At 74.3% G+C, this 23,096-nt stretch carries 19 protein-coding genes; 5 read left to right on the top strand and 14 right to left on the bottom strand.

Annotated elements, in window-relative coordinates:
- Positions 1–4: 4 nt before the first annotated feature.
- The 3 genes from HFV08_RS28435 to HFV08_RS28425 are packed head-to-tail and all read right to left on the bottom strand — an operon-like array spanning position 5 to position 1,988.
- A complete protein-coding gene (locus HFV08_RS28435) occupies positions 5–994 on the bottom strand; it encodes an FAD binding domain-containing protein (RefSeq protein WP_168543320.1) in 990 nt (329 codons plus the stop codon).
- Positions 991–1,611 carry a 2Fe-2S iron-sulfur cluster-binding protein gene (locus HFV08_RS28430; protein ID WP_168543319.1) on the bottom strand — a complete coding sequence of 207 codons (621 nt, stop codon included), beginning with the start codon at positions 1,609–1,611 and terminating at the stop codon, positions 991–993. Before HFV08_RS28430 ends, HFV08_RS28435 begins: the two co-directional genes overlap by 4 nt.
- Positions 1,608–1,988 carry a hypothetical protein gene (locus HFV08_RS28425; protein WP_168543318.1) on the bottom strand — a complete coding sequence of 127 codons (381 nt, stop codon included), beginning with the start codon at positions 1,986–1,988 and terminating at the stop codon, positions 1,608–1,610. The genes HFV08_RS28430 and HFV08_RS28425 overlap by 4 nt, the downstream gene beginning before the upstream one ends.
- A 242-nt stretch (positions 1,989–2,230) precedes the next feature.
- Here HFV08_RS28425 and HFV08_RS28420 point away from each other — a divergent pair, with 242 nt between their 5' ends.
- Positions 2,231–3,073: a DUF1206 domain-containing protein gene (locus HFV08_RS28420; RefSeq protein ID WP_168543317.1), complete on the top strand. Its 843-nt coding sequence runs from the start codon at positions 2,231–2,233 to the stop codon at positions 3,071–3,073.
- A 97-nt stretch (positions 3,074–3,170) separates the two neighbouring features.
- Here the strand turns inward: HFV08_RS28420 and HFV08_RS28415 are convergent, their stop codons facing one another.
- The 8 genes from HFV08_RS28415 to HFV08_RS28380 all read right to left on the bottom strand — a co-directional run bounded on the left by HFV08_RS28415 (position 3,171) and on the right by HFV08_RS28380 (position 13,920).
- Positions 3,171–3,488 carry a hypothetical protein gene (locus HFV08_RS28415; RefSeq protein ID WP_168543316.1) on the bottom strand — a complete coding sequence of 106 codons (318 nt, stop codon included), beginning with the start codon at positions 3,486–3,488 and terminating at the stop codon, positions 3,171–3,173.
- A gap of 27 nt (positions 3,489–3,515) precedes the next feature.
- Entirely contained in the window at positions 3,516–3,944 is a 429-nt protein-coding gene (locus HFV08_RS28410) for an SRPBCC family protein (RefSeq protein WP_168543315.1), read from the bottom strand.
- Positions 3,945–4,112: 168 nt separating this feature from the next.
- Entirely contained in the window at positions 4,113–5,354 is a 1,242-nt protein-coding gene (locus tag HFV08_RS28405) for an acyltransferase family protein (RefSeq protein ID WP_168543314.1), read from the bottom strand.
- On the bottom strand, positions 5,351–7,702 hold the full coding sequence (locus tag HFV08_RS28400) for a glycosyltransferase (RefSeq protein WP_312885867.1): 2,352 nt from the start codon (positions 7,700–7,702) through the stop codon (positions 5,351–5,353). Before HFV08_RS28400 ends, HFV08_RS28405 begins: the two co-directional genes overlap by 4 nt.
- 1,191 nt (positions 7,703–8,893) lie before the next feature.
- Positions 8,894–10,036, bottom strand: a complete 1,143-nt coding sequence (locus HFV08_RS28395; protein ID WP_168543313.1) for an XdhC family protein — start codon at positions 10,034–10,036, stop codon at positions 8,894–8,896.
- Positions 10,037–10,078: 42 nt separating this feature from the next.
- Positions 10,079–12,478: a xanthine dehydrogenase subunit D gene (gene pucD, locus HFV08_RS28390; RefSeq protein WP_168543312.1), complete on the bottom strand. Its 2,400-nt coding sequence runs from the start codon at positions 12,476–12,478 to the stop codon at positions 10,079–10,081.
- Positions 12,479–12,481: 3 nt separating this feature from the next.
- On the bottom strand, positions 12,482–13,030 hold the full coding sequence (locus HFV08_RS28385) for a (2Fe-2S)-binding protein (RefSeq protein WP_168543311.1): 549 nt from the start codon (positions 13,028–13,030) through the stop codon (positions 12,482–12,484).
- Complete coding sequence (locus HFV08_RS28380) at positions 13,030–13,920, bottom strand: FAD binding domain-containing protein (RefSeq protein WP_168543327.1); 891 nt, start codon at positions 13,918–13,920, stop codon at positions 13,030–13,032. The genes HFV08_RS28385 and HFV08_RS28380 overlap by 1 nt, the downstream gene beginning before the upstream one ends.
- A gap of 256 nt (positions 13,921–14,176) precedes the next feature.
- On the opposite strand from HFV08_RS28380, the gene HFV08_RS28375 reads away from it, so the two are divergent.
- Complete coding sequence (locus HFV08_RS28375; RefSeq protein WP_168543310.1) at positions 14,177–15,856, top strand: PucR family transcriptional regulator; 1,680 nt, start codon at positions 14,177–14,179, stop codon at positions 15,854–15,856.
- 129 nt (positions 15,857–15,985) lie between these two features.
- Entirely contained in the window at positions 15,986–16,762 is a 777-nt protein-coding gene (locus HFV08_RS28370; RefSeq protein WP_168543309.1) for a hypothetical protein, read from the top strand.
- A gap of 166 nt (positions 16,763–16,928) precedes the next feature.
- Here the strand turns inward: HFV08_RS28370 and HFV08_RS28365 are convergent, their stop codons facing one another.
- Together HFV08_RS28365 and HFV08_RS28360 are read right to left on the bottom strand one after the other, a co-directional pair.
- Positions 16,929–18,992, bottom strand: a complete 2,064-nt coding sequence (locus HFV08_RS28365) for a neutral/alkaline ceramidase (RefSeq protein WP_168543308.1) — start codon at positions 18,990–18,992, stop codon at positions 16,929–16,931.
- A gap of 330 nt (positions 18,993–19,322) precedes the next feature.
- Positions 19,323–20,150 (bottom strand): GntR family transcriptional regulator, encoded by an 828-nt coding sequence (locus HFV08_RS28360; protein ID WP_168543307.1) that lies wholly within the window; start codon positions 20,148–20,150, stop codon positions 19,323–19,325.
- Between the two features lie 218 nt (positions 20,151–20,368).
- Here HFV08_RS28360 and HFV08_RS28355 point away from each other — a divergent pair, with 218 nt between their 5' ends.
- Together HFV08_RS28355 and HFV08_RS28350 are read left to right on the top strand one after the other, a co-directional pair.
- Positions 20,369–21,214, top strand: coding sequence for a (2Fe-2S)-binding protein (locus HFV08_RS28355; protein ID WP_168543306.1), 846 nt, complete (start codon positions 20,369–20,371; stop codon positions 21,212–21,214).
- A gap of 279 nt (positions 21,215–21,493) precedes the next feature.
- Entirely contained in the window at positions 21,494–22,519 is a 1,026-nt protein-coding gene (locus HFV08_RS28350) for a DUF2637 domain-containing protein (protein WP_168543305.1), read from the top strand.
- Positions 22,520–22,596: 77 nt separating this feature from the next.
- Here the strand turns inward: HFV08_RS28350 and HFV08_RS28345 are convergent, their stop codons facing one another.
- Positions 22,597–23,070, bottom strand: coding sequence for an ATP-binding protein (locus HFV08_RS28345; RefSeq protein ID WP_168543304.1), 474 nt, complete (start codon positions 23,068–23,070; stop codon positions 22,597–22,599).
- Between the last annotated feature and the right edge of the window lie 26 nt (positions 23,071–23,096).

The raw sequence follows: 23,096 nt of genomic DNA, 5'->3' as shown, positions 1-23,096 counted from the left end.
GCGCTCAGCGCTCGCGGGCGGCGAGCGCGGTGAGTTCGTCCACGGCGAGGTTGCGGGCCAGGGTCACCTTGAAGCCGTTGTCGCGCAGCGGGCGCGCGGCGGCCAGTTCGGCGTCGACCGCCGCGGTGAAGGTCTCCCGGGTGGCGGGCGCGCCGAGCAGCACCTCCTCGGCGGCGTGCGCGCGCCAGGGCCGGGGCGCGAGCCCGCCGAAGGCGAGGGCGGCGTGGTGCACGACCCCGTTGCGCACCTCCAGGACGGTGGCGGTGGAGACCAGCGCGAAGGCGTACGAGGCGCGCTCGCGGGCCTTGCGGTAGTGCGAGAGCGCGGCGGGGCTCGCGGGCGGCAGCCGCACGGCGGTGATCAGTTCGCCGGGCCGGATCACGGTGTCCCGCTCGGGGCTGTCGCCGGGCAGCCGGTGGAACTCGGTGACCGGCACCGTCCGGTCGCCCTCGGGTCCGTGCAGCTGGACCGCGGCGTCCAGGGCGGCGAGCGCCACCGCCATGTCGGAGGGGTTGGTGGCCACGCAGTGCGCCGAGTACCCGAGGACGGCCAGCTCCCGGTGGGCGCCGTCGATCGCGGGGCAACCGGAGCCCGGCAGGCGCTTGTTGCAGGGCTTGCCGGGGTCCTGGAAGTAGGGGCAGCGGGTGCGCTGGAGGAGGTTGCCCGCGGTGGTGGCGGCGTTGCGCAGCTGGCCGGAGGCGCCGGAGAGCAGGGCCTGGGAGAGCACCGGATAGCGGTCGATCACCGCCGGGTGCGCGGCCAGTTCGCTGTTGCGTACCGTCGCGCCGACGGTCAGCGAGCCGTCCGGCAGCTCCTCGACCACGTCGAGCTGGAGCCCGCTGACGTCGACCAGGAACTCGGGGGTCTCCACGCCGAGCTTCATCAGGTCGACGAGGTTGGTACCGCCCGCGAGATAGCGGGCGCCAGGGTGCCCGGCGCAGGCGCGGACGGCCTCGTCGGGGGTGGCGGCCTTGACGTAGGCGAAGGGTTTCACGCGGCGTCCTCCGGTTCCCCGACGGTCCTGAACTGCTCGGCGGCGCCCGGGAGTCCGGCGCTCTGGGCGACGGACTCGACGGCCTCGACGATGCGCGGGTAGGCGCCGCAGCGGCAGAGGTTGCCGCTCATCCGCTCGCGGATCTCCTCCGGGCTGAGCGTCCCGGCGGTGCGGGCGGCCTCGGCGGGCGGGGTGACGTGCGAGGGGTGGCCGCGCCGCGCCTCGTCGAGCATGCCGAGCGCGGAGCAGATCTGGCCGGGTGTGCAGTAGCCGCACTGGAGGGCGTCGCGCTCGGCGAAGGCCTCCTGGAGGGGGTGCAGCCGCTCGCCGTCCGCGAGGCCCTCGACGGTGGTGACCCGGGCGCCCTGGTGCGCGACGGCCAGCGCCAGGCAGCTGTTGACCCGCACCCCGTCCAGCAGGACCGTGCAGGCGCCGCACTGGCCGTGGTCGCAGCCCTTCTTGGAGCCGGTCAGGTCCAGGTGCTCGCGGAGCACGTCGAGGAGGGTGGTGCGGTGGTCGAGGTCCAGTTCGCGGCGGACGCCGTTGACGTACAGGATCACCCGGGAACGGTTGCCCGGCCTGCTCTCGGTGCCCATCAGCGGGGTGGTCCGGCTCATGCGTGGCTCTCCAGTTCCAGCTGGACTTCCTTCTCCTGGTCACCGGCCGCGGTGCCGACCACGCGGACCGCGAAGGCCGAGGCCAGCGTGGACCGCAGGCTCTCGACGGCCGCGTAGCCGCCCTGGACGGTGGCCGTCACCGCCGCGCCGAGGCGGGCCGGTGCGGGCCGCTCGTGGACCTCGGAGACGTCGAAGGTGGCCGTCCACACGGTGGTGCGCCCGTCCGCGGACCCCTGGGGCTCGTCATCGGCCTCCCGGTCGGAGGTGTAGGCGGTGCGCAGCGCGCAGAACACGGTGTGCGCGTCGCCGCCCGCCCGGCCGCCGATCTCCACCACGACCTGGCTCGCGGGGTCGTCCGCTCGGTTCACGGGGTGCATCCTTCCCTCTGCTGCTGCTCCCTCGGGGCCGCTCGTTCCGGTCGCGGACCGGCGGGCGCCGTACCGCGCGGCCGCGCGGATCCCCTCCAGGCTCAGGCCCGCGCGCCGAGTCTGCGACCGGAGGGAGGGGCACGCGGGCGGCGGCCGCCCGGTGGCAGGCGCTACCGGCGCACCCGGGGGTGCGGCCGGGAGGGTGAGACCGGGCCGCGTGTCCGGGCCGGAATCGGGGGCATCCGGGAGAGATGAAGACGGCGAGATCATCCAGCAGACGTGCCCATTCCCAAGCGCGGAGAGCGGCGGACAGCACCGCGGTCAGGACCGGTGCCCGGGCGGGCTTCGCGGCCCGCGGCGCCCTCTACCTCCTGATCGGGGTCCTGGCCCTGCGCATCGCCTTCGCCGACGGCGGAGGCAAGCAGGCCGACCGCGGCGGCGCCCTCAAGGAACTCTCCGGCCAGCCCTTCGGCAGCGTCCTGCTGTGGACGCTGGGCATCGCGCTCGGCGGGATGGCGCTGTGGCGCTTCTCGGAGGCGGCCTTCGCCACCACCGGCACCGAGCACAAGGCCCGCGGCCGGGCACTGGCCGCCGTGCGGGGCGTGTTCTACGCCTTCGTCTGCTACTCGGTGCTCTCCTACGCGGTCGGCAGCAAGAGCAGCGGCAGCGGGCAGAGCGACGACCAGTCGCAGGACGTGACCGCGCGGGCCCTGGAGTGGCCGGGCGGCCAGTGGATCGTCGGTCTGGCCGGTGCGGTGGTGGTCGGGATCGGCGTGACCATCGGCGTGCGCGCCGCCCTGCGCAAGTTCCACAAGCACCTGAAGCTCTCGCAGATGTCCCGCAAGGTCCGGCGGGCCGTGGACATCACCGGGGTGGTCGGCGGCGTCGCGCGCGGGGTGCTCTTCGCGAGCGCGGGCGGCTTCGCGATACGGGCGGCATTCGAGCACGAGCCGGGCAAGGCCAAGGGCATGGACGACACCCTGCGGTCCTTCGTGGAGATGCCGGCCGGGCCCTGGCTGCTCGCCCTGATCGCGGTGGGCCTCGTGGCCTTCGGCGTCTTCTCCTTCCTCAGCGCCAAGTGGCGCAAGGTCTGAGCAGTCGGTCCGAACAGCCGGCGGGAGCAGACGGGAGCCGCCCCTGCGGTGAGGGGCGGCTCCCGTCTGCGGTGGGCCGCTACGGCCCGAGGCGCGCTCAAGCGTCGTTGTCGATACCGGTGACCGCGGTCGGCCCGAGAGGGGCCTCCTCCTCGGTGAAGCCGATGTCCGCGAGGGCGCGGGCGGCGAGTTCCTTGGCCGCGGTCTCCGCGGCGTGCGCGTTCTCCGCCTCGACCTCCAGGTGCAGGCTGAAGGTGCCGCCCTCGCGCACCGTCAGGATGTCCAGATCCTCCTCGGCGCCCAGCTCGGTGCGCTGCGGGTCTCTCGGGCGCAGGCCCCTGAGCAGTTCGGCGCGCGCGGGGCCGGTCAGCTCCTTGAGGAAGGTACCGGGAACGGTGATGACGAATGTGGTCACAGCAACTCCTCGACGTCGATGGTGCGTTCAGGACCGGGCGGCGGCCGTCTCGGCGAGGTCGCGGAACTCGCCGAGGTCGTGGTGGGCGAGGACCGAGTCGAGGTTGGTCAGCGCGCCCAGGTGCTCCACGAAGCCGTGCGGGTCGTAGTCGATCTGCAGGCTGATACGGGTGGCGGTGTCGCTGAGGCGCAGGAAGGTGACGACTCCGGCGTGGTGGACACCCTCGATCGTCCGCCAGGCGATGCGCTCGTGCGGCAGGACCTCGGTCAGCTCCGCGACGAAGTTCTTGTCCGCGCCCGGCAGCGAGAGCTGCCAGGCGAAGCGCCGGGCGTCCAGGGGTTCCACCAGGCGGACGTGGCTGAGGAACTTCGGCCACTGGGTGACGTCACTCCACAGTGCCCAGCTGACCTCGACAGGTGCCTCGATGTCCACGGTTTCGGCAAGCGATGACGACACGTTCTCTCCTGACAACTCGAAGGTCCCCACCGGCTACCCCGCCTCGGGCCGGCTATCCCCGCCGCATACGCCGATGGTCCGCGTACCAGCAGGTACGCGGACCATCGGCCGGACCGCACGCCCTCACGGGCGCCTCGGCGCCCCCTTCGCAGAGGGCGACCGGCGGTGCTACCGCACGAGTTCCGGGTAGAAGTCGCGCTTGCCGCCGGACTTGTCGCGCAGCTTGGCGAGCATGCTGCACGGATACTCGATGACCCAGTAGCTGACGACGGCCGCGGCGAAGGCGCAGACGACGACGATCAGGGCGCCGAGCGGGTAGAGGTTCTGCGAGCCGGGCAGCAGGCCCGAGTCGTTCATCCACAGCATCACGGGCTCGTGCCACATGAAGAGGCTGTAGCTGACCAGGCCCGCGTAGCCGAGGAAGCGCACGCGCAGCAGGGCGTGCCAGCGGATGGTAGCGGCCGTGTGCACGACGCTGTACATCAGCACGGTCCACATCAGGCTGGTGAGCGGGTGGTAGAAGGTGAAGGTGACGTTCTCCGGCTTGGAGACGAAGGACAGCCAGTACGCCCCGCCGAGCGCCAGCACCGACAGCAGGATCGAGGTACGGCCGCGCAGCAGCCCCCGGTTGCCGAGCGCCACCATGATCACGGCGAGCCCCATGCCCGCGGCGAAGCCGCCGAACCGGGCCTGCGGACCGAAGTAGACCGGCCAGTCGGTGTGCGGGATCTCCAGGACCCAGTGCGCGTACGAGATCCAGGCCACCGGCGCCGCGAAGAGCAGCACACAGGCGCCCAGGCAGAAGGCGATCCGGGTGGCGCGGGCGCGCAGATGCTTGCAGGCGCGTACCGCGAGCGGCCCGGCGATGACCAGGAACAGGTAGAACACGACCTCCAGCGACAGGGACCAGGCCGGGCCCAGGGTGAAGAAGATTTGCTCCCGGTCGAAGACATGCGTGAACGTGAGGTGTTCGAGCAGGTCGAGCCAGTTGCCGGGCAGGCTGGAGTTGCGGGTCGACCAGACGAAGAGGACCGCGAGGAAGTACAGCGGCACGATCCTGATCACGCGGCGGAAGAGGAAGTCCCCCGCGGGGCGGGTGGAGCCGCCGTCGATCGCCGCCCGCGCGTAGGCGATGGTCAGCAGGTAGCCGGAGGTCACGAAGAAGAAGTCGATGACCTCCAGGGAGATCAGCGAGCCGATGTACTTGTTCTCGATGGGCGGGTGGGAACCGCTCGCGTCGTAGCGGTAGTAGAGCTGCCAGACGTGGAAGACCACGGTGCTGAGCGCCGCGATGCCGCGGAAGCCCTGGATCTCGTCGGCCTTGCCGCGCGGGCCGGGGGCCTTCGGACCGGAGTCCGCCTTGGCCCGGGGCGGTGCCGCGCCGGTGGCCGTGCCGGTGGCGGTCGTCACGCCCGCTCACCCGCCTTCGCGGCGGCCGCGCGCGGGGTGACCCGCCACTGCCGCTCGCCGAGCGCCTCCTTCAGGGCCGCGTGCCGGGCCAGGATGTTCTTGAAGTGGGTGTAGAAGACGGTGGTCAGCAGCATGTAGGTCCAGAACCACCGGCGGCGGCGCTTGAGTTCGGGTATCGCGAGCCGCCAGGCGAAGGCCGCCTGGATGACGCCCGCGGAGAGCGTGAAGACCATGGCGAGCAGGCAGATCGGCACCGCCCAGTCCAGGTCGGCCGGGCCGCCCTCCTTCCAGACGGCGTAGCCGAGCACCGGCAGCATCTGGAGGGTCAGCCAGGGCTGCAGTTCGCGCCAGCCGAGCAGGACCAGCAGGCCGAGCTTCTGCCGCCGGGTGAAGACCGGGGAACGCAGCGCCTGCCACAGGTGCTTGAGGGAGACCTGGAGCCAGCCCTGGGCCCAGCGGGAGCGCTGGTTCCACAGCGACGTGAGGTTGGTGGGCGCCAGTTCGCGCGAGACCAGGGTGCGGTCCACGGTGAAGCGGGTGCCCTCCTTGAGGGCGCGCATGGTGGAGTCGATGTCCTCGGTGAGCATCGAGCCGTGCATCCGGGTGCGGGCCAGGGCGTCGGTGCGCCAGAAGCCGTTGGAGCCGCCGAAGACGCCGAAGTCGTACAGGCGGGTGCGGCCGGGGTGGCTGACCGCGTAGATGGCCTCGAACTCGACGGCCACCATCCGGGCCACCCAGGAGCTGTCGCCGTTGCGGATCACGCAGTGGCCCTGGACCACCTCGTAGCCGTTGGAGAGCCAGTGCCAGGCGCGCCGGAAGGAGTCCGGTGCCGGGTGGTGGTCCGCGTCGAAGATGCCGACGAACTCACCGCGCACCCGGGTGACGGCCGCGTTGACGTTCTGCGCCTTGGAGGTGCTGCCCTGCACCTCCATCAGGACGAGCCGCGGGTCGCGGCGGGCCATCTCGCGCAGGGTGTCCTCGACCGGCAGCGGGTGCGGGGTGTTGTAGGCGAGGACCACCTCCAGGTGGTTGGGGTAGTCCAGGGCCAGGAAGGACTCGACGGTGTCGACGATGGTCGCGGCCTCGTTCGGGAGGTACGCGGCTATCACGGCGCTGGCGGGCGGATAGGGCTGGCCCGGCTTGCTGGGCCGCGGCGGCGCGTCCAGCGAGAACAGGCACTCCACGATGATCAGCAGCGCGGAGACGATGAGGCCCGCGACCACCACCCAGTACATGGCGGAGCCGAGGTCGAAGCCGAGCCGGTAGGTCTGGGTGTAGACGAGGAAGGGCAGGCCGACCCCGACCAGGAGGACGACCAGCGGGGAGAGCGCGTTCAGCAGGGCGCGCACGCCGCGTATCCCGGAGTGCCTGCGGTGCCGGGGCCCGCGCATCGAGGGGACGTACATCACGGGCCGCAGATCGCGGTGGCTGAGCGCCTCCGCGGTGGCGTCGAGCGCCTGCTCCACGGCGAGTTCGGGGTCCTCGGGGGCGGCGGTCAGCGGCTGCCAGCCGATGGCGGGCGTCAGGCGGACGTTCTCGTCGGCGACCACGAAGCGGGTGCCGGCGGCGGCGCTGGCGAACTGCTGGAGGCCGCGGCGCGCGCTCTCCTCGTCGACGCCGGGCATCAGGATCAGCAGATGGCCCGACTCGTCCCAGCCGAAGCGGTCCCAGGCGCTGCCGATCTTCTCGGCGACCCCGGCGAGGCGTTCGGCGACCTCGCGCCGCACGCGCGGGCCGAGCCGCGTCTCCAGGGCGGCCATCTCGGCGACGGCGACCACGGCCACGATGCCGCCCTTGCGGCCGGAGGCGGGCCTGCCCAGCTCCTTGCTCAGCTCGTCCAGGAAGTGCGAGCGCGAGTAGAGGCCGGTGCGCGGGTCGAGCAGCAGGCTCTCCACGGGCACCGGCACCCGGTGCCGCTTGGCCTCGATACGGGCCGCGAGCTCGAAGGGGTCGGCGGACTCGGGCAGGCAGTCGTCGGCGCCGTGCTGGAGGACGTCGACGACCTCGGAGGGCCCCGGGTCCTTGCTGAGCACGAGCAGCGGCAGGGCGCGTCCGGCGGGGGCGGCGCGCACCTCCCGTACGACCTCGATGCCCTGCTGCCGCGCGCCGAGCGCCACGATGGCGTCGGGCGGGGCCTGCTGCAACTGCGGTCCTATCTGGCCCGGTACGGCCTGGCGGACCTCGTGCCCGGTGGAGACGAGGCCCTGGACCACGCGCTCCATGCGCGGGCCGGGGAAGCCGACGGCGAGCACGCTGCCCGCCTGGGAGCCGCCGTCCCGCCGGGGGCGGGGTGCCGGGGGTGCGGCGGGAGCGGCCGTCTGGGGACCGGACTGGTGCGAAGTGAGCACCTGGATTCCTTCCGTACGTCGGTCGCCGAAGTCCGTCAGGCCCGGAGAGTGCGCTCTCCTGCACCGCGCTCACCGGCATGTGGGGGGTGCCGGGAGGAACGGAGTGCGGGGCCGCTCGGCTGTGGGGGTACCGGGCGTGCTCCCGCGGGCGGGAGGCACCGGATGCTCCGGCGCTGCCGGGCTTCGGCCGTGTTTGCGGTGTCCGTCGGGTGCGCGAGGGCCGGGCGAGCGGGCCGCATCCGGGGTCAGGGGGTGCGGCGGGGCCGTCGTCGACAGCGGCGACGGGGCGGGCTCACCGAGTGGGTCGGGGTCGGTGGCCCGGGCGCCCGGCTGGGTGCCTCAGCGCGTGGTACGGGGTCTGCTTCTTCGCCCGTCCCTCGGGGTGCGGCAGGAGGGGCAGTGGTGGGGGGCGGCGCTGCCCGGGGCCGCGGTGCGGGCGAGGAACTCGCGTACGGCACGGAGCACCGGGCCGCCGGAGAGCCGCAGTTGCGCGCCGCGCGCGGCCGAGCGGTCGCGGCAGCAGGCCTTGCGGGGTGCCGCCCCGGTCGGACGCGCGCAGGCCGCGGTCCGCGGCGGGGCCTGGGCGGCATCGCCCGGCCCGCCGGGCCGTGGGCCCGCGTGCACGAGGTGCGGGGACCGGCGCTTCACCGCACGCCTCAACTCACCGAGGCGTGAAACGACAGGCCCCCGGAGGGCGCGTGCGCGCTCCAGTGGATTCTGCATCTGAGTGGTCCCATCCTGTTCGGATTGTGGGGGGAGGACCGTCTGGTTGTGGTGTCTCGGTCACCACACCCGGTGGTGACGGGCAGCAACGTTAGCCTCACTCGCCACTGTGACACCACACCCACATCGGCGTAACACGTTCATTACGCGTGGGCGGCCTCTGTGTCGGCCATTCGAAATGCGTTTATTTTCAAGGTGTTTGCCCCTTTCATCCTGCGGGTGTGTGCCATCACACACGCTCCGGCACGGTGTCCGCCTTTCTCCTTTTCTCTCCGTCGAAAACGGCCCGGATCACCCGGCACGGCGCGCAGAAACGTTCCCGAGTAGGACGGGGAAAACAGGGTCCGGTTCCCGGCCTCGAAATATGGACACAGAATCCACGCTTTCTCGCCGCGCCCCGCACACGCGCACTCCCGGTTTATCGCGCAACTATTGCCCGGCGGCAAGGAGTCGACGGGAGAACCGCCCTCAGCCGGTGAGGACGCTCCCCGTGCCGGGCACCTCGCGGTGGATCGGGGTGTGCGCCCCGGTGAGCGGCCGGCCGCTGCCGCCGTGCCGGGCCGCGACGATCTCCGCGGCGATGGAGAGCGCGGTCTCCTCCGGGGTGCGGGCGCCGAGGTCGAGCCCGATCGGCGAGCGCAGCGGGGCGAGTTCGGCCTCGCTCAGCCCCGCCTCGCGCAGCCGGCCGAGCCGGTCGAGGTGGGTGCGGCGCGAGCCCATGGCGCCGACGTAGGCGAGCGGCCTGCGCAGGGCGAGGGCGAGCAGCGGGACGTCGAACTTGGCGTCGTGGCTGAGCACGCAGACCGCGGTGCGCGCGTCGGTGGCGGTGCGGGCGAGATAGGAGTCGGGCCACTCGACGACGACCTCGTCCGCCTCCGGGAAGCGGGCGGGCGTGGCGAAGACCGGCCGCGCGTCGCAGACGGTGACCCGCATGCCGAGGAACTTCCCGGCCCGTACCAGCGCCGCCGCGAAGTCGATGGCGCCGAAGACCAGGAGCCGGGGCGGCGGCGTGGCGGACTCCACGAAGAGCGTCACCGGCTCCCCGCAGCGCTCCCCCTCGGCGCCGGTGACCACGGTGGCGGTGCGGCCCGCGTCGAGCAGGGCGCGGGTCTCGGCGAGGGCGCCGCGCGCGAAGGCCTCCCCGCCGCCGAGGTCCCCGAGCACCTCGCCCCCGGGGCGCAGCAGCAGGGCCCGGCCGAGGAGTTCCGGCGGCCCCGAGGTGACCTGGGCGAGCGCGGCGCCGGCCCCGGCGGCCCCGGCCTGGTAGGCGGCGGCGAACACCTCGCGCTGCGCGGGGTCGGCGGGCGGCGGCGCCACGAAGACGTCGAGTTCGCCGCCGCAGCTCAGCCCCGCGGCGAAGGCGTCCTCGGCCGCGTAACCGAAGGTCGTCAGGACCGGCACCCCGGTGTCCAGGACCTCGCGGCACAGCTCGTAGACGCTCGCCTCGACGCAGCCGCCGGAGACCGAGCCGAGCGCGGTGCCCGCCGCGTCGACGGCGAGCGCGGCACCCGGGCCGCGCGGGGCGCTGCCGCGCACCGCGACCACCGTGGCCACCGCGAACGCGCGCTTCTCGGCGGTCCAGCGGGCAAGGTCCGCGGCGATGTCGAGCATCTGCTTCTCCCGTCGGTACGAGGGCCGGGTCCCGAGTCTGGGTCAGCCGGAGCCGGTGAGGTGCTCGGGACGCACCGGTGTCCGGGTGAGGGCGAGACCGGTGGCGGCGCGTACCGCGGCGAGCACGGCGGGGGTGGCCGAGAGGGTGGGCGCCTCGCCCGCGCCGCGCAGCCCGTAGGGGGCGTGCGGATCGGCGAGTTCGAGGACGTCGACGGGCAGCTCGGGGGTGTCGAGGATGGTGGGGATCAGGTAGTCGGTGAAGGAGGGGTTGCGCACCTGGGCGGTGGCCGGGTCGACGAGGATCTCCTCCATCAGCGCCATGCCGAGGCCCTGCACGGTGCCGCCCTGGATCTGCCCGACCACGGCCTGCGGGTTCATCGCCTTGCCGACGTCCTGGGCGCAGGCCAGCTCCACCACCCGTACCAGGCCGAGTTCGGTGTCCACGTCGACGACCGCCCGGTGCGCGGCGAAGGAGTACTGCACATGGCCGTCGCCCTGGCCCGAGTGCCGGTCGAAGGGACGGGTGGGCCTGTGGCGCCACTCCACCTCCTGCTCGACGGCCTCCTCGCCGAGGATGTCCGCCACCGCGGCGAGCACCTCGCCCTCGGCGGTGACCACCTTGCCGCCGTCCAGGCCGAGGCCGGGGCCGGACCAGGCGGGGTGCCGGTCGCCGAAGCGCCGCCGCCCGCGGGCGAGCACCTCCGCGCGGACCTGGACGCAGGCCTCGCGGACCGCTCCCCCGGTGACGTAGGTCTGACGGGAGGCCGAGGTGGACCCGGCGGAGCCGATGGCGGTGTCGGCGGGGCGCAGGGCCACCCGCTGGACGCCGAGTTCGGTACGGGCGATCTGGGTGTGCACGGTGACGCCGCCCTGGCCGACCTCGGCCATCGCGGTGTGCACGGTGGCCACGGGTTCACCGCCGAGCACCTCCAGGCGGACCCGGGCGGTGGAGTAGTCGTCGAAGCCCTCGGAGAAGCCGACGTTCTTGATGCCGACCGCGTAGCCCACCCCGCGCACCACGCCCTCGCCGTGGGTGGTGTTGGACAGGCCGCCGGGCAGCAGCCGGATGTCGGGGCCGTCCGCGCCCTCGGACCGCCAGGGCTCGGCGGGCGGCAGCGGGCGCGCCTTGACCCGGCGCAGGAGTTCGGCGACCGGGGCGGGCGAGTCCACCCGCTGTCCCGTGGGCATGACGGTGCCCTGCTCCATGGCGTTGATCCGGCGGAACTCCACCGGGTCCAGGCCGAGTTCGGCGGCCACCTTGTCCATCTGCGCCTCGTAGGCGAAACAGGCCTGCACCGCGCCGAAGCCGCGCATCGCCCCGCAGGGCGGGTTGTTGGTGTAGAGGGCGAGCGCTTCGAGGGCGACGTCCTCGACGGCGTACGGGCCGAGCGCGAGGGAGGCGGCGTTGCCGACCACGGCGGCCGAGGTGGAGGCGTAGGCGCCGCCGTCCAGGACGATCCGGCAGCGGACGTGGGTGAGGCGGCCGTCGCGGGTGGCGCCGTGCTCGTAGTGCAGCCGGGCCGGGTGGCGGTGCACATGGCCGAAGAAGGACTCGAAGCGGTCGTAGACCATCTTCACCGGGCGCCCGGTGCGCAGCGCGAGCAGGCAGGCGTGGATCTGCATGGACAGGTCCTCGCGCCCGCCGAAGGCGCCGCCGACCCCGGCGAGCGTCATCCGCACCCGCTCCTCGGGCAGTCCGAGCACCGGCGCGATCTGCCGCAGGTCGGAGTGGAGCCACTGGGTGGCGACATACAGGTCGACGCCGCCGTCCTCGTCCGGCACCGCGAGCCCCGACTCCGGCCCGAGGAAGGCCTGGTCCTGCATCCCGAACTCGTAGTCGCCGCGCACGATCACATCGGCGCGGGCGGCCGCCGCCTCCGCGTCGCCGCGCAGCACGGGCTGGCGGTGCAGGATGTTCGGGTGCGGCACATGGGGGGCGTGCGGGTCCTCGCGGTCGGGGTGCAGGACCGGGGCGCCGGGGGCGGTGGCGCTCGACTCGTCGGTGACGACGGGGAGTTCGCGGTACTCGACCCGGATCAGGGCGGCCGCGCGGCGGGCGATCTCGGGGTGGTCGGCGGCGACCAGGGCCACCGGCTCGCCGTGGTGGCGGACCCGGTCGCGGGCGAGCACCGGGGTGTCCTGGATCTCCAGGCCGTAGTGGCGGACCGGGGCCGGCAGGTCCTCGTAGGTGAGCACGGCGTGCACCCCGGACAGGGCGAGCGCCTCGGTGGTGTCCAGGGAGACGATCTCCGCGTGCGCGAGCGGGGCGCGCAGCAGGCGGCCCCAGAGCATGTCCTCGTGCCACATGTCGGAGGAGTAGGCGAACTCCCCGGTGACCTTCAGGGTGCCGTCGGGGCGCGGCGCGGATTCGCCGATGCCGCCGGGGGTGCCGGTGGGCCGCAGCCAGGTGGTGTCGGTGGTCTTCGTCGCCCGGGTCGCCATGGTTCAGCCCGCCTCGCTCTGCCGGGCGGCCGCCAGGCGCACCGCGTCCATGATCTTCTCGTAGCCGGTGCAGCGGCAGAGGTTGCCGGAGAGCGCCTCGCGGATGTCGGCGTCGCTGGGGCTCGGCTCGCGCTCCAGGAGTTCGTCGGCGGCGACCAGGAGCCCGGGGGTGCAGAAGCCGCACTGCACCGCCCCGGCGTCCAGGAAGGCCTGCTGCACGGGGGCGAGCGGGGCCGCCGAGTCCGCCGGGCGGGCCCGCCAGCGGGCGGCCTCCTCGGCGCCGGTCGGTGCGCCGGGGGTGCCCGCGTGCCGGGCGGCGAGGCCCTCGACGGTGAGCACCTCGCGGCCCTCGGCCTGGCCCGCGGCGACCAGGCAGGCGCAGACCGGGACGCCGTCCAGGCGGACCGTGCAGGAGCCGCACTCCCCCTGTTCGCAGGCGTTCTTGGCGCCCGGCAGGCCGAGCCGCTCGCGCAGCAGGAAGAGCAGGCTCTCGCCCTCCCAGACGTCGTCCGCCTCCTGGCGGCGCCCGTTGACCACAAGGTTCACTCGCATCAGGCTGCTCCCTCGGTGCTGCGGGCGCGCTCGCCGTAGGACGTCCAGGTCCAGTGCAGGGTGCGGCGGGCGAGGACGGCGACGGCGTGGCGGCGGTAGTCGGCGGTGCCGCGTACGTCGTCGATGGGGCGGCAGGCCTCGGCGCACAGCTGCGCGAAGCGGGCCGCCGCGGACGGGGGCGGCGGCCGTCCGGTCTCCCAGCAGCGGTGCTCGTCGAGGACGGCGGTCAGGAAGTCCTCCGCGGCCCCGGCCCGCACCGGGGTGGGCGCCGCCGAGCCGATGCCGGTGCGGACGCTCCTGCGGTCGGGGTGCAGGGCGAGGGAGAAGGCGCAGACCGCGATCACCATGGCGTTGCGGGTGCCGACCTTGGCGAACTGCTGCGGCCCGGTGGCCCGGTCGACGCGTACCGCGCGGATGAGTTCGTCGGGGGCGAGGGCGTTGCGCTTGACCCCGGTGTAGAAGTCGTCGATCGGGATGCGGCGGCGGCCGCGCACCGACTCCGCCTCCACCTCGGCGCCCGCCGCGAGCAGCGCCGGGTGCGCGTCACCGGCGGGCGAGGCGGTGCCGAGGTTGCCGCCGACGCTGCCGCGGTTGCGGATCTGCGGGGAGGCGACGGTGTGCGCGGCGAGGGCGAGCGCGGGCAGCTCCTCCCGCAGCTCCTCGATCAGGGTGGTGTACGGCACCGAGGCGCCGATCCGCACTTGCGCCCCGTCCCGCTCGTGGGTGCCCAGCTCGGCGACCCGGCCGAGGTCGAGCAGGTGCGCGGGCCGCAGGTGGTCGAAGTTGAGCTGGACCATCACATCGGTGCCGCCCGCGAGGGGGACCGCCTCGGGGTGCGCCGCCTTGGCGGCCAGCGCCTCGGACCAGCTCGTGGGACGCAGGAACTCCATCAGCCGCTCGCTTCCTGGGGTGTCCGCCGCGGGCGGCGGACCGCTGCCCGGTCCCTCGGATGTGTGCACACGAGGTCCCTCCAGTACACCGCGGTGTACTCCGCCGGGGTCAGTCACCGAAGCCCCGAAGGAGTTGGCTGGCCAGCGGCGGCATCTTGTAGATTCGTATGAACGACGCGCCGGCCCCGCCCGCGGCACCGGCACGCGGGCTCCCCCTCCTGCCGGCGAGACCTCGACACGGATCGGCGGCACCTGCATGCGGCTGCGCACTCTGCTCGACACCGACGCGCTCGGACTGCGGCTGCTCGGCGGCGGCGCCGAGCTGGAGCGCACGGTCCGCGGGGTCATGACGACCGACCTGCGCGACCCCAGCCGCTACCTCTCCGGCGGCGAGCTGGTCCTCACCGGCCTCGCCTGGTGGCGCACGCCCGCCGACTCCGAGCCCTTCGTACGCATCCTCGCCGCCGCGAAGGCGGCCGCGCTCGCCGTCGGCGAGGCCGAACTCGGCGACATCCCCGAGGACCTGGTGCAGGCCTGCGCCCGGCACCGGCTGCCGCTCTTCGCGGTGCACGAGTCGGTGGCCTTCGCGACCGTCACCGAGCACGTCGTACGGCAGGTCTCCGGCGAGCGGGCCGGGGACCTGGCCGCCGTGGTGGACCGGCACCGGCGCCTGATGAGCCCGGGCCCGGCGGGCGGCGGACCCCAGGTCGTCCTCGACCTGCTCGGCTCCGACCTGGACCTGCGGGCCTGGGTGCTCTCCCCCGCGGGCCGGCTGCTCGCGGGCTCGGGACCCGGCGGACCCGCCCTGGACGCCGGCACCTGCGCCCGGCTGGCCACCGCGCACCTCGCGGCCACCCGCGCCGGGTCCCGGCCGCCGCACCGGGTCACCGTGGACGGCACCGCCTACGCGCTCTTCCCGGTGCGCGGCAGCGACGCGGCGGGGCGGGACATACGCGAGAGCGTGCTCTCCGACTGGCTGCTCGCGGTGGAGGCGGAGACCGCGGACTGGCCCGCCGAGCGCCTGGACCTGCTGCACGGGGTCACCCAGCTGATCGCCGTGGAGCGCGACCGCAGGGACGCCGCCCGCACCGTGCGCCGCCGCCTCGCGCAGGAGGTCCTCGAACTGGTCCAGTCCGGCGCCCCGCCCGCCGAGACGGCCGCCCGGCTGCGGGTCGCCGCGCCCGTGCTGCTGCCGGGGGTCGGGGCGGCGCCGCACTGGCAGGTCGTGGTGGCCCGTATCGACTGGCGGGCGGCCGGGGAGCAGGGCGCGGACGAGGAGGGCGCGCACGGGGCCGCCGCGCAGGCGCTCCTGGAGGAGATGCTGCTCGACGCGCCCTCGGCGACGGCGGAGCGGGCCGACCGGATCGCGGTGGCGCACACCGGCGGCGAGGCCGTCGCCCTGGTCCCGCTGCCCGGCCGCGGCGGCGAGGACGCGGACACGGCCCTCCAGGCGGAGCCGCTGCTCGCCGCGGTCCGCGAACCGCTGGCGGCCGGGCTCGCCGAGGACGGGCGCCTGACGATGGGGGTGAGCGCCGCCGTGCACTCCGCGGAGGGGCTGCGCGGCGCCCTGGAGGAGGCGCGGCACGCCCGCCGGGTGGCCGCCGCCCGCCCGGGCCGGGTCACCGCCGCCGGGCACCAGGAGCTGGCCTCGCACGTCCTGCTGCTGCCCTTCGTCCCCGACGACGTACGGCGCGCCTTCACCGCCCGGCTGCTCGACCCGCTGCGGACCTACGACCGCCGCCACCGCGCGGAGCTGATCCCCACCCTGGAGGCCTTCCTGGACTGCGACGGCTCCTGGACGCGGTGCGCGGCCCGGCTGCATCTGCACGTCAACACGCTGCGCTACCGGGTGGGCAGGATCGAGCAGTTGACCGGCCGGGACCTCTCCCGCCTGGAGGACAAGCTGGACTTCTTCCTCGCGCTGCGCATGAGTTGATTCCCGCCGTCCACCGGACCCGGCCGCATACTTTGTGAATTCTTTCACCCAGCCTCTTGGCCCCGGCCGCTCTTCCGTGCTGAGATGCCGCCACGACTCAATGACGAGGCACGCGTTCGGGAGGGCAACGTGGCGGACACCGCCGTGTCTGGCGAGGGAACGACCGCAAGCGACGATCCACTCCAGACCGCGGTATGGCGGCTGCGTTCCCGCGCCTGCTGGACGGACGCCGCGGCCCTGCTCGAACCCTCGGCGGCCCTGCGGGCGGACGCCGCCCTGCACCGCGCCGCGCTGCTCGTCGAGCGCTGCCTGTACACCCGGCAGGGCTGGAGCGAGGCCGAGGACGCGCTCCGCTTCGCCGAGGCCGCCGCGCGCAGCGACGAGGAGCGCGGCGCCGCCGCCTGCGAGCGCGGCCATCTCGCCTACGCGGCCACGCTGATGGGGGTGCGCGACCGCGCCGACGAGGCGCGCGCCGCGCTCGGCAGGGCCGCGGCGCTGCTCGCCCCCGGCTCCCCCGGCCGGGCGCTGCTCGACTTCCGCCGGGGTCTGGTCGCCGAGAACCTCGCCGACTCCCGGCAGTCCGCGCGCGCCGCCTACCGCCGCGCCCACGCGGCCGCCGGGGCGCGCGGCGACGCGCTGCTGCTCTCCTTCACCTGGCGCCACCTCGCCGGAATCGCCCTGCACGAGGGCGAGTTGACGGAGGCCCGGCACGGCTTCGCGGAGTCCCTGCGGATACGTGAGGAGCTCGGCTACCTGATCGGCGCGGCGCCGGCCCTCGCCGCCCTCGCCGGGGTCGAGCCGGAGCCGGAGGCGAGCAGGCTGCGCGCCGAGGCCGGGCGGCTGCTGCGGCTGCTCGGCGGGGTGCCGGTGTGGCTCGCGGGGGAACTGGCGCAGCCCGCCGCCTGAACGCCCGCCTGACCGCCCGCCGAGCGGCCTTCGGGTGCCCGCCGGGCCGCCTTCGGGTGCCGCCGGGCAGAGAAGTGCTCCGGTACCGTCCCGTACGGGGGGCCGGGACGGTACCGGAGCGGGCGGGGCCGCCGGGGCGGGGCGGCCCCGGGTCGGGGCGGGCGGCTCAGCGCACCTGGAAGAGGGCCGAGGTCCCGGTGAAGGACTCGATCTTCCCGGCCAGCGGCTTCGCCTCGCCGTGGTAGCGCACCCGGTAGCGGCCCGCGGGGGTGCCCGCCGGGATGTCCCAGGTGACCGTGATCTTCGAGGCGGCGACCCCGTCCCGCTGCCAGCGGAACTTGGTGGACCAGTCCCCGTCGTCGGCGACGGTGCGCCAGTCGCCGCCCTCCAGCCGCTGCACCTCGAGGTAACTCCCGCCGCGGTGCAGGTCGTTGCCCGGATGCGCACCGGCGAAGACCACCTCCACCTGCTCGCCCGCGGTGTAGTTCTCGCGCGGCTGGACGTGCACGTCGCCGAAGTGCTTCAGCAGCGGCGGCGCGTCCAGGACCACGCCCGGCTGGAGCACCAGCTGCTTGCCCGAGAGGTCGGGTGAACCGGGGCCCGGCGGCAGCTCCTTCCCCTCGCGCAGGGCGGTGGCGAGCTGGGCGGCGGTCTGGGTCAGCGCGGCCAGCTGCCAGCGCCCGAAGAGGGTGCTGCCGCCCTCGTACTGCTGGGAGTCGTACTCCTCGGGGGTGGTGACGTAGTGGAAGTAGGAGTTGGCGTACCCGGCGACCAGGACGTCGTCGAGGTCGGCGCCGACGATCGCGGCGACGGCGGTGCGCAGCCGGTACCCGGCGCCGATGGTGACCTCGCCGGGGATGCCGATCAGGTAGAGGCCGCCGATGCGCACCAGCTGGACCGGGACCTGCTCCTGCACCCAGGGGTAGATCTTGTTGACCTCGCCCACCGGTACGAAGATGTCCTTGGGCGCCTGCGCCTGCTTCAGCTCGGGTGAGGCGGTGTAGATCAGGGAGTCGGAGATCGCGTCCCAGAAGGGGTTCTCGCCCTCCTCGAAGCCGGGGAAGGCGGGGCCGTCCTCCAGGCTCCCGGCGGCCATCGAGGCGCCGATACAGGGCAGCGAGGTCCGGTGGGCGCGGCCGTCGCCGGTGAACTCCGGGGCCACCTCGACGTCGGAGAGGTCGATGTAGACCAGCCGGGCGTCGACCGCGCCGCTGAGCCTGCGGCCCTTGGCCAACTGGCCCGCGGCGGCCTCGTACTGGCGCAGTCCGCTCTGCCGGGTGTGCGCGAAGTCCTCGGGGGTGGTGGGGGGTCGGAGGTCGGTGTTGGGCGACATGTCGCCGCTGTTGGTCTGGGCGAAAGCGGCCACGAAGGAGGGGTCGGTGTCGGCGAGGTAGTCGACCTCCTCCACCTCGCGCTCCCAGTGGTAGGCGGCGTAGCCCTTGTTGTCGGCGCTGATGAGGCGGTTGTCGCCGGACATGCTGGTGCCGTGCACCGGGAACCAGTTGACGGCGCCGACGGTGCGGCCCTCGCGGGCGAGGCGCAGCAGCGAGGAGTGGGGGTCGACCGCGTCCGGGAAGTGGGCCTTGATGTCGTCCTTGTTGAGGTCGAAGGCGACCTTTGACCTGTTGGCGCTGACGCCCTTCAACTCCGCGTGGCTGAGGAAGAGTTCGCCGGGGGCGAGATCGGCGTGGGCGCGTTCGGCGGACTCCAGGATGCCGTCGGTGACCGCCGTGAAGGTCTTCTGGTGGAAGCCGAAGGTGGTGGCGTTGTAGAGGAAGTGGTGCGAGTAGCCGCCGGGGCCGGCGTGGGTGTGGGTACCGGTGAGCATCACGTTCTGCTGGGTGTACAGCTCGCCGAAGCGCTCGCGCAGCCCGCGCAGTACGGCCTGGTGCACGCTCTCGAAGATCATCGGGGAGTCGACCACGCAGAGCAGGACCCGCTTGCCGGTGGATTGGTCCACGACCACGAAGGAGCGGGCGCGCAGCCGGGTGTGCAGCCCCTCGGCCTGCTGGTCGGCGCGGCCGTAGCCCATCATCCCGACCTCGGCCACCTCACCGGTGGCGTCCGCGATGCCCCGGCCGATCAGATAGCCCTCCGCCGCCGCGGCGCGGGGCGCCGCGCTCGCCGGGTGCGCGGCGGCGTACCCCCCGGCGGCGGCCCCGATCCCGGCGACCGCCCCGGCCTTGAGGACCGTACGCCTGCTGCGCCCCTGCCCTGCCTCTGGGTCCATGTGTCTCTCCTGTCGGACGTGGGGGGGTGACGGCACATCAACTGCACGCGGGAACAAGGGAGTTGCCGTAAAATCGGCCGCGTGCCGACATGGGCGGCAGGCGGCCGAGGACACAGGGATCCCCCCTCGTACCGGTGAGCGGCGCTGACCGCACCGGCAACATGAACAACGCTCAGGTCCGGGTATTCGTACTCCTCGCCGGAAGCTCCCGCAAGACCCTGCGCGTCACGGAATTCGCGCCGGTCACCGAGGTGCACGTCAGGGATACCGGCGAGTTCTACTCACGCGTAGGCGGGGCGGGGGCAACGGGCGCGCCCCGGGCAGGCGCGTTCAGTCGCGCGCGCCCGCGAAGTGCTCGCGCACCAGCGACTGCACCACGGACAGATCGCGGGCCACGAGGGCGTCGAGGAGCGCGGTGTGCTCGGCGGCGTCCGCGAGCAGGTCGGCACGGCCGCGCGGCGTGGAGCCGCCCGCGAGGGGCCACTGGGAGCGCCGGTGCAAGTCCTCGGCCACCTGCACCAGTTGCTGGTTGCCGCTGAGCGCGAGCACGGCGCGGTGGAAGGCGCGGTCGCACTCGGCGTAACCCGCGAAGTCCCCCTCGGCGGCGGCCCGTACGGTCGCCTCCGCCTTGGGACGCAGCGCGCTCCAGCCCTCGGGGGGAACCGTCCGCGCGAGGTCCAGCATGACCGGCACCTCGATCAGGGCGCGCACCTCGGCGAGTTCGGTCAACTCCCGCGGGCTGCGCCGCAGTACCCGGAATCCGCGGTTGGGCATCACCTCGACGGCGCCCTCGGCGGCGAGCTGCTGCATGGCCTCGCGCACCGGCGTGGCCGAGACCCCGAAGCGCTCCGCGAGGGCGGGCGCCGAGTACACCTCGCCCGCGAGGAGTTCACCCTCCACGAGCGCGATACGGAGCCCGGCGAGCACCTGGCCGCGCACCGAGGAGCGGGTGACGACCGGGCGCGGCGGCTCCCCGGCGGGGCGGCCGGGAGCCGGGGGGCGGAAGGCGGGGGCGGCGGCCCTGGCGGCCGGGGCGCGGCCGGCCTCGGGGCCAGGCTGGGCCGGGACCTGGCCGGTGCCCGCCGGGGGGAGGCCGGGCGGCGCCGGGGCGGCGCCGGGTGCGGGCAGGCCGGGGGCACCGCGTGCCGCCTTCTCCATCCGGTCCTCCTCGACGGCTCGGCCCTCCTCGGCGGCTCGACCTCGCGCGACGGCGTCCGTCGCGCACCGTTCCGCGGACTCGGGCGGGCGGCCGTTCCTCTGCGGATCCCGCCCTCACCGTGCAGCACGATAGGCGGCGCGGACCCGAAGGTCACACCCCCTCAGCTCGGGGTAAGGTAAGGCTTACCTGCCAACGATCACGTCTGGGACGGACCTCCATGGCCGCATCGGTGCCCCCCGCCCGCCCCTCCGCAGTCGCGGATTCCTACGCCCGGCTGAACGAGGCCTTCTCCTGGCTGCGCGTCCGCGAGCTGGCCGAGGGGGAGAAAGCGCCGAGCGGCGAGGGCTGGACCGGCATCGGCGAACTCGCCGCGGGCGGCGCCGCCCTGGACGCCTACCTCCGCTGGGACGAGGAGCAGGTGCTGCGCGACCACGGCGAGCGGGGCCGCCCCGATGTGATCGCCGGTTTCGGCCTGCACCGCTACGCCTACAGCGGCTGCCTGCTGCTCACCGTGCCCTGGTTCCTGCGGCGCCGGGTCCCGCACCTCTCGGTGGCGGACGTCACCCTCCACCGCGAGCAGGGACGGCTGGCGGTGCGCACCGGCGCCTTCAGCTGCCTGCCCGCGGATCCGGCGGCCGCCCTGCCCGGCGCCCGGGTGGTCGCCGACGAGGCGGCCCTGCGCGAGACCCTCCTCGGCGCCCTCACCACGCACCTGAGGCCGCTGCTCGACCGCTTCGGGCCCCGGATGCGGCGGCGCGGCCGGGCCCTGTGGGGCATGGCCACCGACGACATCACCGAGGGGCTGTGGGCCGCGGGCCGCGCGCTCGGCGAGGAGGACCGGGCCACCCGCGAGCTGACCCGGCTGCTGCCCGGCGGGACGCTGCCCTACACGGGCGCCGCGGGCTTCCGCGAGCTGCCCGGGCACGCCGGGTCCCGCCTGCTGACCAGGGACCGGATCTCCTGCTGCTTCTCCTACACACTGGGCCCCGGCGACACCTGCGACACCTGCCCGCGCACCTGCGACGCCGACCGCCTCGCCCGCCGCCTCGCCACCGCTCTCTGAGCGCCGGACGGCCGGATGGGGACCCCGCTCGCGCGCAGGCGGAATCCGGCCGCGAGGGGCCGCGGTGGCGAAACGGTACGCCGCCGCAAGCGTGCATACGGCACCACCCGGCCGTGTAGTCTTGATCGAACTCAACTCCCCTTTTCCGTGCGGGAGTTCGAGTCACCCCCCGTTGCTCCCACCCCATTTGGCGTGTTCTTGGCCGAAAGCGCTCGGCGGCGGCAGCAGATGGGCCACGATGACGCCCGAAACGTCCTACTGCCTGCGAGGGACCCCCGAATGACTCTGAACGACATGGCGCTGTACTGGGTGCTGCCAGGGGCTGCCCTGCTCGGCATCGCCACAGCCGCCACCGTGCTGGTACGGGGCAGGCGCCCCGCCAAGGAGTCCGGCACGGAGGACTCCTGGCAGCGCAGCGAGGAGCGCCGGCGCCGCAAGGAGGTGCTGTACGGCAGCGCCTCGTACGTCCTGCTCTTCTGCTGTGCCGCGGTGGCCGCCGCGCTCTCCTTCCACGGCCTGGTCGGCTTCGGGCGGCAGAACCTGAACCTCTCGGGCGGCTGGGAGTACCTGGTGCCCTTCGGGCTCGACGGCGCCGCCATGTTCTGCTCGGTGCTCGCGGTGCGCGAGGCCAGCCACGGTGACGCGGCCCTCGGCTCCCGCCTCCTCGTGTGGACCTTCGCGGGCGCCGCCGCCTGGTTCAACTGGGTGCACGCGCCGCGCGGCGTGGAGCACGCGGGCGCCCCGGAGTTCTTCGCCGGGATGTCCCTGTCGGCCGCCGTCCTCTTCGACCGCGCCCTCAAGCAGACCCGCCGCGCCGCCCTCCGCGAGAAGGGCCTGGTGCCGCGCCCGCTCCCGCAGATCCGCATCGTGCGCTGGCTGCGCGCGCCCCGCGAGACCTACGCCGCCTGGTCGCTGATGCTCCTCGAAGGGGTGCGCACCCTGGACGAGGCCGTGGACGAGGTCCGCGAGGACCGCAAGATCAAGGGGCAGGAGCGGGTCCAGCGCAGGGACCAGGAGAAGCTCCAGCGCGCCCGCCTCAAGGCCCTCGGCCGCTACGGCAAAGGAGGCTTCGGCAAAGGAGGACGCCAGGTCGAGCTCCCGCCGGTGGCCGCCACCGCGCCGGAGAGCAGCACCGCACCGGCCGCCGCCCCCGAACTCCCGGCCCGTGCCCGGGCCTCGCTCGCCGCGGTCTCCGGCGGCGGCAAGCCGGTCGTCGACCTCACCGCGGAGGACGACACAATGACCCTCCCGCGACTCGACTCCCTTGAGCGCAAGCTGAAGGACCTTGAGCAGCAGTTCGGCTGAGCGCCCGCCGCTCCCCCGTCACGCCGCGTCGGCACCCTCGCCGACGCGGCGTCGTCGTGTCCGGTGCGGGGCCGGGCTCAGCCCTCTTCGCCGAGTTCGAACCAGACGGTCTTGCCTCCGGCCGCGCGGTCCACGCCCCAGGCCCCGGCGAGCATCTCCACCAGTTGCAGGCCCCGGCCGCCCGTCGCCCCCTCGGGGCGCGGACCCCGCGGTCGCGGCCGGCGGCCCGCGAAGTCCCGTACCTCCACGCGCAGTTGATCCGGCCCGAGGAGCACGGTCAGCACCGCCTCGCCCTCGGTGTGCAGGAGGGCGTTGGTGACCAGTTCACAGGTGAGCAGTTCTGCCGTGTCCGCGACGGCGGGCCGGCCCCAGCCGGAGACCAGCGCCCTGACCTCCCGGCGCACCGCGGGCACGGCGCGCAGCTCCGCGCGTCCGATTCTTCGGGTGAGTGCCGTACGGCCGGTGCGCAGCGCCGTGCCCGTGGCGCGCACCGCCTGACCCCCGCCGCTCTGATGTCCGGCCGAGCCGGTCCCTCGTATCTGCCTCGTCATGACCCCCGCCTGCATGCCGCTGCCGA

It is taken from the genome of Streptomyces physcomitrii (genome assembly GCF_012273655.1).
Classification (GTDB): domain Bacteria; phylum Actinomycetota; class Actinomycetes; order Streptomycetales; family Streptomycetaceae; genus Streptomyces; species Streptomyces physcomitrii.
The sequence above is the reverse complement of the archived record's forward strand: the minus strand, read 5'-3'. Positions and strand labels throughout refer to the sequence as shown.

Excerpts from the sequence above, each read along its gene's own strand:
- HFV08_RS28380 (WP_168543327.1), bottom strand. The coding sequence starts at position 13,920 with ATGGAGTTCCTGCGTCCCACGAGCTGGTCCGAGGCGCTGGCCGCCAAG.
- HFV08_RS28375 (WP_168543310.1), top strand. The coding sequence starts at position 14,177 with ATGCGGCTGCGCACTCTGCTCGACACCGACGCGCTCGGACTGCGGCTG.
- HFV08_RS28345 (WP_168543304.1), bottom strand. The coding sequence starts at position 23,070 with ATGACGAGGCAGATACGAGGGACCGGCTCGGCCGGACATCAGAGCGGC.
- HFV08_RS28420 (WP_168543317.1), top strand. The coding sequence starts at position 2,231 with ATGAAGACGGCGAGATCATCCAGCAGACGTGCCCATTCCCAAGCGCGG.
- pucD (WP_168543312.1), bottom strand. The coding sequence starts at position 12,478 with ATGGCGACCCGGGCGACGAAGACCACCGACACCACCTGGCTGCGGCCC.
- HFV08_RS28425 (WP_168543318.1), bottom strand. The coding sequence starts at position 1,988 with ATGCACCCCGTGAACCGAGCGGACGACCCCGCGAGCCAGGTCGTGGTG.
- HFV08_RS28395 (WP_168543313.1), bottom strand. The coding sequence starts at position 10,036 with ATGCTCGACATCGCCGCGGACCTTGCCCGCTGGACCGCCGAGAAGCGC.
- HFV08_RS28355 (WP_168543306.1), top strand. The coding sequence starts at position 20,369 with ATGGCCGCATCGGTGCCCCCCGCCCGCCCCTCCGCAGTCGCGGATTCC.
- HFV08_RS28385 (WP_168543311.1), bottom strand. The coding sequence starts at position 13,030 with ATGCGAGTGAACCTTGTGGTCAACGGGCGCCGCCAGGAGGCGGACGAC.
- HFV08_RS28350 (WP_168543305.1), top strand. The coding sequence starts at position 21,494 with ATGACTCTGAACGACATGGCGCTGTACTGGGTGCTGCCAGGGGCTGCC.
- HFV08_RS28360 (WP_168543307.1), bottom strand. The coding sequence starts at position 20,150 with ATGGAGAAGGCGGCACGCGGTGCCCCCGGCCTGCCCGCACCCGGCGCC.
- HFV08_RS28430 (WP_168543319.1), bottom strand. The coding sequence starts at position 1,611 with ATGAGCCGGACCACCCCGCTGATGGGCACCGAGAGCAGGCCGGGCAAC.
- HFV08_RS28365 (WP_168543308.1), bottom strand. The coding sequence starts at position 18,992 with ATGGACCCAGAGGCAGGGCAGGGGCGCAGCAGGCGTACGGTCCTCAAG.